General features: G+C 37.3%; 7 protein-coding genes. 2 read left to right on the top strand and 5 right to left on the bottom strand.

Annotated elements, in window-relative coordinates:
* Positions 1 to 208 precede the first annotated feature (208 nt).
* The 4 genes from MWU82_RS23665 to MWU82_RS23650 are packed head-to-tail and all read right to left on the bottom strand — an operon-like array spanning position 209 to position 4169.
* On the bottom strand, positions 209 to 1369 hold the full coding sequence (locus MWU82_RS23665; RefSeq protein ID WP_247098184.1) for an ABC transporter permease: 1161 nt from the start codon (positions 1367 to 1369) through the stop codon (positions 209 to 211).
* Positions 1370 to 1376: 7 nt separating this feature from the next.
* Entirely contained in the window at positions 1377 to 2333 is a 957-nt protein-coding gene (locus MWU82_RS23660) for a biotin/lipoyl-binding protein (protein WP_247098186.1), read from the bottom strand.
* Between the two features lie 13 nt (positions 2334 to 2346).
* A complete protein-coding gene (locus MWU82_RS23655) occupies positions 2347 to 3729 on the bottom strand; it encodes a TolC family protein (protein ID WP_247098181.1) in 1383 nt (460 codons plus the stop codon).
* On the bottom strand, positions 3726 to 4169 hold the full coding sequence (locus tag MWU82_RS23650) for a MarR family transcriptional regulator (protein ID WP_247098180.1): 444 nt from the start codon (positions 4167 to 4169) through the stop codon (positions 3726 to 3728). The genes MWU82_RS23655 and MWU82_RS23650 overlap by 4 nt, the downstream gene beginning before the upstream one ends.
* Before the next feature lie 549 nt (positions 4170 to 4718).
* On the opposite strand from MWU82_RS23650, the gene MWU82_RS23645 reads away from it, so the two are divergent.
* Positions 4719 to 5279: a Crp/Fnr family transcriptional regulator gene (locus tag MWU82_RS23645; protein ID WP_247098178.1), complete on the top strand. Its 561-nt coding sequence runs from the start codon at positions 4719 to 4721 to the stop codon at positions 5277 to 5279.
* Between the two features lie 51 nt (positions 5280 to 5330).
* The gene (ilvD, locus tag MWU82_RS23640; RefSeq protein WP_247098176.1) at positions 5331 to 7022 is read left to right on the top strand and encodes a dihydroxy-acid dehydratase; all 1692 of its coding nucleotides are present in this window, start codon (positions 5331 to 5333) and stop codon (positions 7020 to 7022) included.
* A gap of 382 nt (positions 7023 to 7404) precedes the next feature.
* Here the strand turns inward: ilvD and MWU82_RS23635 are convergent.
* Positions 7405 to 7718 (bottom strand): transposase (locus MWU82_RS23635; RefSeq protein ID WP_247098174.1); only part of this gene is annotated, 314 nt, incomplete at its 5' end.

The raw sequence follows: 7718 nt of genomic DNA, 5'->3' as shown, positions 1-7718 counted from the left end.
CAGGAAAAAATAAATCAAAACAAAAAGATTTCGCTATGTGCGTGGCGGAAAGCAGATTCTAGTTTGCTCCCGTACTGTTCATAGCTCAACCGTTAGTGGCAATGGCAGAACAACCGTACCCCTGAAATTAAACGGCTGAAAAATAACAACCTGACACAGAAAAAAATAATAAAAATCTACCACACAGGATTTTTTTGCAGTACAAAATTCAACCTTGCTTCAACACCTTTTTCCTTTTAAAATACAAAGCTACATAAGACAAAACCGCACAAACAAGTCCAATCCAAATCATAGCCCAAATTGCACCCGAACATTGGGACAACGTTCCTTCTTCTATCAGTAAAATTCTAAAAGCCTGTAAGAAATGTGTAAGCGGAATCACGTTTGCAACAGCCACAACCCAATCGGGCATTTGTGAAAGCGGCCACGTAAATCCGCTCAAAATAAAACTCGGAGTGGCTATTACCATCAATATTTCGGTTGCTTTGAGTTGACTCGGAATCAATATGCTTACCAATATCCCGATAAAACATACCGACAACACGAAAATTCCCGCTACAAAGGTCAAAGCACCTAGATTTTCATAAAACGGAATCCTGAACCAAAATGTAAACAGATAATACAAAATCCATATTCCGAAACTCATTATCAGATACGGAATTATCTTAATTGCCATTATTTTAAGTAGGGATTTGTTTTCCGAAACCAATGTACTGAAAGTTCCGTTTTCATATTCCGAAGCAAAGGACAAAGCCAAGCCTAACAGCAAAACCTGTTGCAGAACCGTAGCCAGAATTCCGGGCCACAAAAAATACATATAGTTCGTGCTTCGGTTGTATTTTTTAATAAATGTGGTTTTGAACGGCTCATATTGCGACATTGCCACACTTTCAGGCATTCCTTGTTTTTTAAGAGCTTCAATCTGAACTCCCGCTTTAAGTGTTCCCAAACAAATCTGAATGGCTGTCGAAGCATAATTGGCTGTTAAAACATTCGAAGTATTTACAATGGTAAGCACTTCGGGATACTTTTTGGTCATAACCTGCTTTTCAAAATCTTTCGGAATAATCACAACCGCAGGAATATTATCGTTTTCCGCTACGATTTTAGCTAAATCGTTCTGGTCGTACCGGATAAAAGCCACGTTCAGAACCTCATTATCCTGCATCATTTCAATAGCTTTTCGGCTCATCTGACTTTGGTCTTCATCAACCACCACAACAGGCAAATCTGTAACTTTACCTTTCTGATAAACAAAGCCTAAAAGTATTCCGTACATAATCGGAGCCCCGATAAAAAGCAACCGAAGCACACTGTTATCCCAAAACAACCGGAATTCCCTTTTTATAAGCAAAAAAAAGTTTTTCATTTGATTTTTATTTTAACAGTTCTAAAGTAACCGTAGTTTTCGTAAACAAATCTTTGGCCTGACTGATATCAATCGGACTGATTTTTATCTCAAAAAGACTCTCCTGAATTTCGTAATCGGGATAAGCCGTTGCAATATTTGCATAAGCTCCCAAAGCCTTAACCGAAGTTATTTTTCCCTTAACCTGACTTTTGTTATAGACTATATTGACGGTTACTTCCTGTCCTTTCTGAACCTTTGAAAGTCGGCTTTCGGGAATCGTAAAACGGAAATAAGTCGATTCCGAAATCGTTCCGCTAATCAAGGTATAACCGGGAAGTGCCAGCTCCCCTGCTTTAAGCGTAATGGACTCTATCGTCATATCCTGCGGAGCAATGATATACCGCTCGGAATCCGCAACCGAAACTTCCTGTAAAGCTCCCAAAGCCCTTTCCTGCTGTCCCAATGCCATTTTTTGCTGTTCGATTCTTGCTCCGTATTTCACGTCCGAAATTTCAGCCTGAACAGCCAGATACTGCGATTGAGCCCCCTGATATTTAGCGAAAGCCTCATCATACATCTGTTGGGAAACCAACGAATCTTTAAGCATATTTGACAATCGGTTAATGGATTTTTGAGCCAGTTCGTACTGTTCTTTCAATGCTTTTTGTTTGGCTTCTAGCTGTTTGAGCTGATTGTCCGTAGCTCCTTTCAAAGTCATATCATATTGGGCTTTTGCCGACTGAACCGCTCCTTCAGCCTGACTTTTTTTGGCATCGACTTCGGGAATGTCCAAAATAGCAAGCGTATCGCCTTTCCTTACAAAATCTCCTTCCTGAATACGGATTTCAATGATTTTTCCCGGAATTTTCGATACGATTCCGATTTGCTCCCTTTCGATTTTTCCCTGAATAACCTCGGCTTTCGGCTTACCACAACCGACAGCGGAAATCACTACAACTAATAATAAATATATCTTTTTCATCACTTTTAATAAGTTAGTTTAAAATAGTTTTGGTTAATTCTCCTGTTACGGAAAGTGTTTCTAAAGCGGACAGCCTTTGCTCTACTAAAGTCTGAATTTTATTGGCTGATACTTTAAACAAATCGTTCTCCGCTTCCAATCTTTCGGAAATGTTGATAAGCCCTTCCTGATATTGCCTTACAGCCATATTCAGATTGTTCGAAGCCACTTTTTCCTGTTCCAGACCGATTTGGTATTTCTGATTCTGAATCCTGTAATTCGCCAGGTTATTTTCCAAAAGCAAAGCAAATTTCTCCTTGGTATCGTCTAATTGATTTTGCACCTGTTCCGCATTTATCTTGGCTTCGTGGATTTTGTGCTTACGTTCAAATCCGCTGAAAATTTCCCACTTCATCGAAAGTCCTACCATCCAATTCGGACTCATCGTAAATTCGTTCATTCTTCCGTAAAGTCGGGAATTGACCATTGGAATTTCAGGTGAAATCATCGTAGCGTCAAAAAGGCTCGTATAAGTAACACCTCCGAATGCTCCCAAAACGGGAAGATAGCTCCCTTTTTCTTTCTTGACCATATAATCGGAAGCCTTCTTGAATGATTCCAAGGCTTTTAGCTCTTGTTTGTTTTCAACCGATAAATCTTCCGAAATCACATAAGGAACAAGTAAATATTCTACTTCTTTGATTTGGTTTTCGGAATATCCCGTGAGGTAATTTATTTTTTGGTAAAGGACTTTTCGTTTTCCTTCCATTTCTATCTTTTTGGATTGTAATTCGAGATTTGCCAATTTGATTTTGTCCCTGTCATACGGAATGGCAAGTCCTTCTTCGATAGCCCTTTCTACTCTTTTGGCTTCGGTAGCCAATCGTTTTTCGCTGTCAATCAGCAATTTTTCGACTTCGTTCAACAAGTGTACTTGGTCAAAGGAATGAATCACTTCTTTAATTAAACTTTCTTTTTCAGCCTCGGAAAGATAAGCCGTTCCGATTCGTTTTTGCTCCAAAGCCTTTGCTCCGTTTTCAATCTGAAAACCACTAAACAAAACCGTTTTTGCCATCAGGCTACCCATCAGTACGTTTCCGTAACTGTCAAACGATTGCTTTCCGTCAAAAATCGGCTGATTGATAACCGGAATGTTCCCCGTTGGTAAATCGAGCGTTATTTTCGTATCGAAATACATATAATTTGCCGAACCCTCTACTTTCGGAATGTATTTGTTCCAAACGCTTTTCTTTTCCGTACTGATTTTTTCCACTTCCAAATCTTTGTTTCGGATAGATGCGTTTTTGTCGATTGCTTCCTGAATTGCTTCCTGCAAAGACGAACTCACATCAATTTGAGCCTTTCCTTCAAAAGCCAAAAAACAGACAAGTATAGGCAGTAATTTTTTAATTTTCATTTTACCTCTAAATTTTGATATATTTTATGGAACACTTCTTTTACTGTCAATATATTTTCCACACTGATTCCTTTAATAGATTCTTCTACGGTAGCATTGACAAGATTCATAACTTTTTCCTGTATTTGCTTCCCTTTTTTTGTCAGAAAAATCAAATTAGACCTTCTGTCGTTTACATCGGGTTTTCGCTTGACCAAACCGTCTTTTTCCATATTGTCAATCAAACGGGTTACGCTTGGTCTGTCCCGAAAGCTCTTATCTGCCAAATGCTGTTGCGAACAACCGTCATTTTCCCACAAAACAGCCAAAATAGACCATTGTTCCTTGGTTAATTCTACTCCGTTCTGTCTGAAATTCTTATTCAAAACACGATTAAATGCCTGTGGTGTTCTACCCGTAAGAAGATTGTAAAAATCCTGATATTCTAAAATTGATTGCATAACCAACTGTTGTTTATGCAACATAAAGTATAACAAATTTTTCAAACGAAACTGTTTTTTGAAAAAATTAACTTTTGGAGAAAAAGCAAAAGTTTTTTTAGTCTTTTGATTTACAGATAAATGAATCAAACAAAGAGTAAACAAACAGCCACAGCCACTAACAAGGGTTTTGCAAGAGAGCGGGTTAAGTGCTAAATTCAACTTTTGTGCTTCTATTCCGCAAAAACCATTTTTTATTTGCTTGAAAAGTGTAAATTAGCAAATAAAAAAATGGTTTTGCTACGTTGGTGCTAAATTGAAAGTTTGTGCTTTCTAATCCTCTCCCTCGCAAAGCCCCGAACCGTTGTGTGTCATATACGAAAAATTGATCGATTCTTAGTTATCTGAAAAAAGAATTAGTTGGGCCAATTACATAATCATTTTGTTTTCCCCATAAATTCTACCCCAATGTCGACTCATAAAACAAAAAACATCCGATTTTGACCTAGGTCAATGTTTTTCAAAAATAATTGCCGCAATTTTGATGTCAATAATTTAATTTAGAAAATAATGCTTGAAGATTTAGTTCAAATAAAAACAAATCTAAGTTATGAGCAGATTAGAGATATCCTATCTTGTTTCAAGTCAATAAATGTGAAAAAAAACGCTCATTTGTTAGAACGAGACAGTGTAGCTAGTCAGTTGTTTTTTATAAAAAAAGGCTGTCTTCGTTTATATTATATTACTGAAGACCATAATGTGTTAACTAGATTTATGGCTTTTGAAAATACATTCTTAACGTCAATTGTTAGTTTTATTTCTCGAGAGCCTTCTACTGAATATATTCAGGCGGTAGAAGATTCAGAACTTTTAGTGATTACTTATGATAAGTTTGTCCATTTACGAAATACCATACCTGAATGGGATAAGATGTACATTCATATACTGGAATATGGGTTGACTGTCATAACTTCCAAACTTAGTAGCTTAATTACACAAAATGCAACTGAACGTTATCTAAGTCTGCTTAAAAACAATCCTGAACTTGTTCAGAGGTTATCCAACTCAAATCTTGCGGCCTATCTTAACATTTCCCCTGAAACTTTAAGTAGGCTTAAATCTAATATATAATGGAATATATTGACTTTATCGATTAAAAGTCATATTAAAGTAAACAGCACTATGAGAAGTGACGAAGTAAAAAAAGGGCATGAGAGGACCCCACATAGATCATTATTTAGGGCAACAGGCTTGGCAGACGAAGATTTTGAAAAACCATTCATTGGAGTTGCCAATTCTTTTATTGAGATTATTCCCGGGCACTTTTTCTTAAACAGAGTATCTAAGGTTATAAAAGAAGAAATTAAAGCAAATGGTTGTGTTCCTTTTGAATTTAATACGATAGGTGTGGACGATGGTATTGCAATGGGCCATGATGGTATGCTTTATTCACTGCCTTCAAGAGAGATTATTGCTAACTCTATTGAAACAGTTATGAATGCACATAAATTAGATGCCATGATAGCTATTCCAAACTGTGATAAAATAGTTCCAGGTATGATAATGGGAGCATTAAGAGTAGATGTTCCGACAATATTTGTAAGTGGTGGACCAATGAAAAAAGGACATACAAAAGAAGGTGTTCCTATTGATCTTGCTACTGCCTTTGAAGCTGTTGGCAAATATGAAGCCGGACAGATGACTAAGGAAGAATTGAAAGATATTGAATGTAACGCTTGTCCAAGTGGTGGAAGTTGTTCTGGAATGTTTACTGCAAATTCTATGAATACCCTTATGGAAGCAATGGGAATAGCACTTCCAGGAAACGGAACTATTCTAGCTTTAACAAAAGAACGAGAAGAACTGTATAGGAAAGCAGCAAGGAGAATTTGTGAAATAGCTAAAGACAGTGTAAAAACCGAGAAATTCAAGCTAAGAAATATACTTAACGAGAATGCCGTCAAAAATGCTTTTGCTGTTGATATGGCAATGGGTGGAAGTTCCAATACTGTTTTGCATATGCTTGCGATAGCCAAAGAGGCAAAGGTTAATTTTAAACTCGAAGACATTAATAGAATCTCACAAAAAGTATCTCATATAGCTAAAATTTCTCCAAGCCTATCCACAGTACATATGGAAGACATCGATAGAGCTGGTGGCGTAAATGCGGTAATGAAAGAAATGACTAAAAGAGGCAACGACATATTGGTGGACAACCTAACCATTACAGGAGAAACAGTATTAGAAAAAATCAAAGATGCTTATATTAAGGATACCAATATTATCCACACTATTGATAATCCTTATTCACAAGTAGGAGGTCTAGCTATTTTATACGGTAATTTAGCAGTGGAGGGGGCTGTTATCAAAACTGCTGGAATTACTGGTGCTAGAGTATTTACAGGAACAGCAGTATGTTTTAATGGGCAATCTGAAGCCGTTGAAGGAATTTTAGGAGGTAAAGTAAAAGCGGGAAATGTTGTGGTTATCAGATATGAAGGTCCAAAAGGTGGGCCAGGGATGCAAGAGATGTTAGCGCCAACTTCATTAATTATGGGAATGGGACTAGGAGATAAAGTAGCATTAATCACCGATGGCAGATTTAGTGGTGCAACCAGAGGAGCAAGTATTGGACATGTAAGTCCTGAAGCTGCTGAAGGAGGCTTGATTGGATTAATAAAGGATGGTGATGAGATTTATATTGATGTCGATCAATATATTTTATCAGTAAGTTTAAGTGATGAAGAAATTGCAAAAAGAAAATCACAGTTCGTTCCTATTAAAAAAGAGCTAAAGTCTAGTTGGCTTCGTCAATATAGAGCGTTAGTAACAAATGCGAGTAGCGGAGCGGTTTTAAAAACTGATTTATTTTAAAAGAATACTTGGTTCAAGTTAAAATTGGGATTTGATAAAATTACTAGTTGGAATACCTGTAAATTAAAATAAAAACGCCACACAACACGAGGCTATAATCTATGGCCGGTGTGTAGGTGAAGGATACTTTCCTTCTTTTCACTATCTTTATCTTGGGCAGATAGTAAAGTGGTTTTAATACGGCCACAGATCATAGCCCAACCGTTAGCTTGCATTTCTCAACATTCATATGGAAAAATTACTTTACATATCGATTTTCTTCTTCTCAATGATACTAATGGGACAGGAAAAACAAAAGTGCGAAGCAGAACTAGACTCATTGACTAACGAAGTGATATATAATAATCCTGAAAAACAACCTGAACCTGTAGCCTTACCCTTTTTAGGACATCTCTAAATTCAACAATTTTTCTTTAATATTGGTCGGTTCGGGGAAGAATTCTTCCCCGAAACGGTCTTTGTATTCCCTAGGTGGTATATCTCCCAAAGCGGAGTGGGGATGCTTCCTGTTGTAGTCCTCCCTCCATTTATCGGTCAGGGTTCTTATCTGGTGCAGATCGTTGAACCAATATGCATCCAGTACATCTTCCCTATAAAACCTGTTCAGGCGTTCCATATAACCATTTTGCATGGGCTTTCCAGGTTGAATGAACCTTAGTTCGACCCTTTTCCTTTTGCACCATTCGGCCAAGGTCT

This window comes from Arenibacter sp. S6351L (genome assembly GCF_023016025.1).
Classification (GTDB): domain Bacteria; phylum Bacteroidota; class Bacteroidia; order Flavobacteriales; family Flavobacteriaceae; genus Arenibacter; species Arenibacter algicola_B.
This window is presented reverse-complemented; position numbering and strand designations above follow the sequence as displayed.

Coding starts and splice junctions, on each gene's coding strand:
- MWU82_RS23665 (WP_247098184.1), bottom strand. CDS start 1,369: ATGAAAAACTTTTTTTTGCTTATAAAAAGGGAATTCCGGTTGTTTTGG.
- MWU82_RS23660 (WP_247098186.1), bottom strand. CDS start 2,333: ATGAAAAAGATATATTTATTATTAGTTGTAGTGATTTCCGCTGTCGGT.
- MWU82_RS23655 (WP_247098181.1), bottom strand. CDS start 3,729: ATGAAAATTAAAAAATTACTGCCTATACTTGTCTGTTTTTTGGCTTTT.
- MWU82_RS23650 (WP_247098180.1), bottom strand. CDS start 4,169: ATGCAATCAATTTTAGAATATCAGGATTTTTACAATCTTCTTACGGGT.
- MWU82_RS23645 (WP_247098178.1), top strand. CDS start 4,719: ATGCTTGAAGATTTAGTTCAAATAAAAACAAATCTAAGTTATGAGCAG.
- ilvD (WP_247098176.1), top strand. CDS start 5,331: ATGAGAAGTGACGAAGTAAAAAAAGGGCATGAGAGGACCCCACATAGA.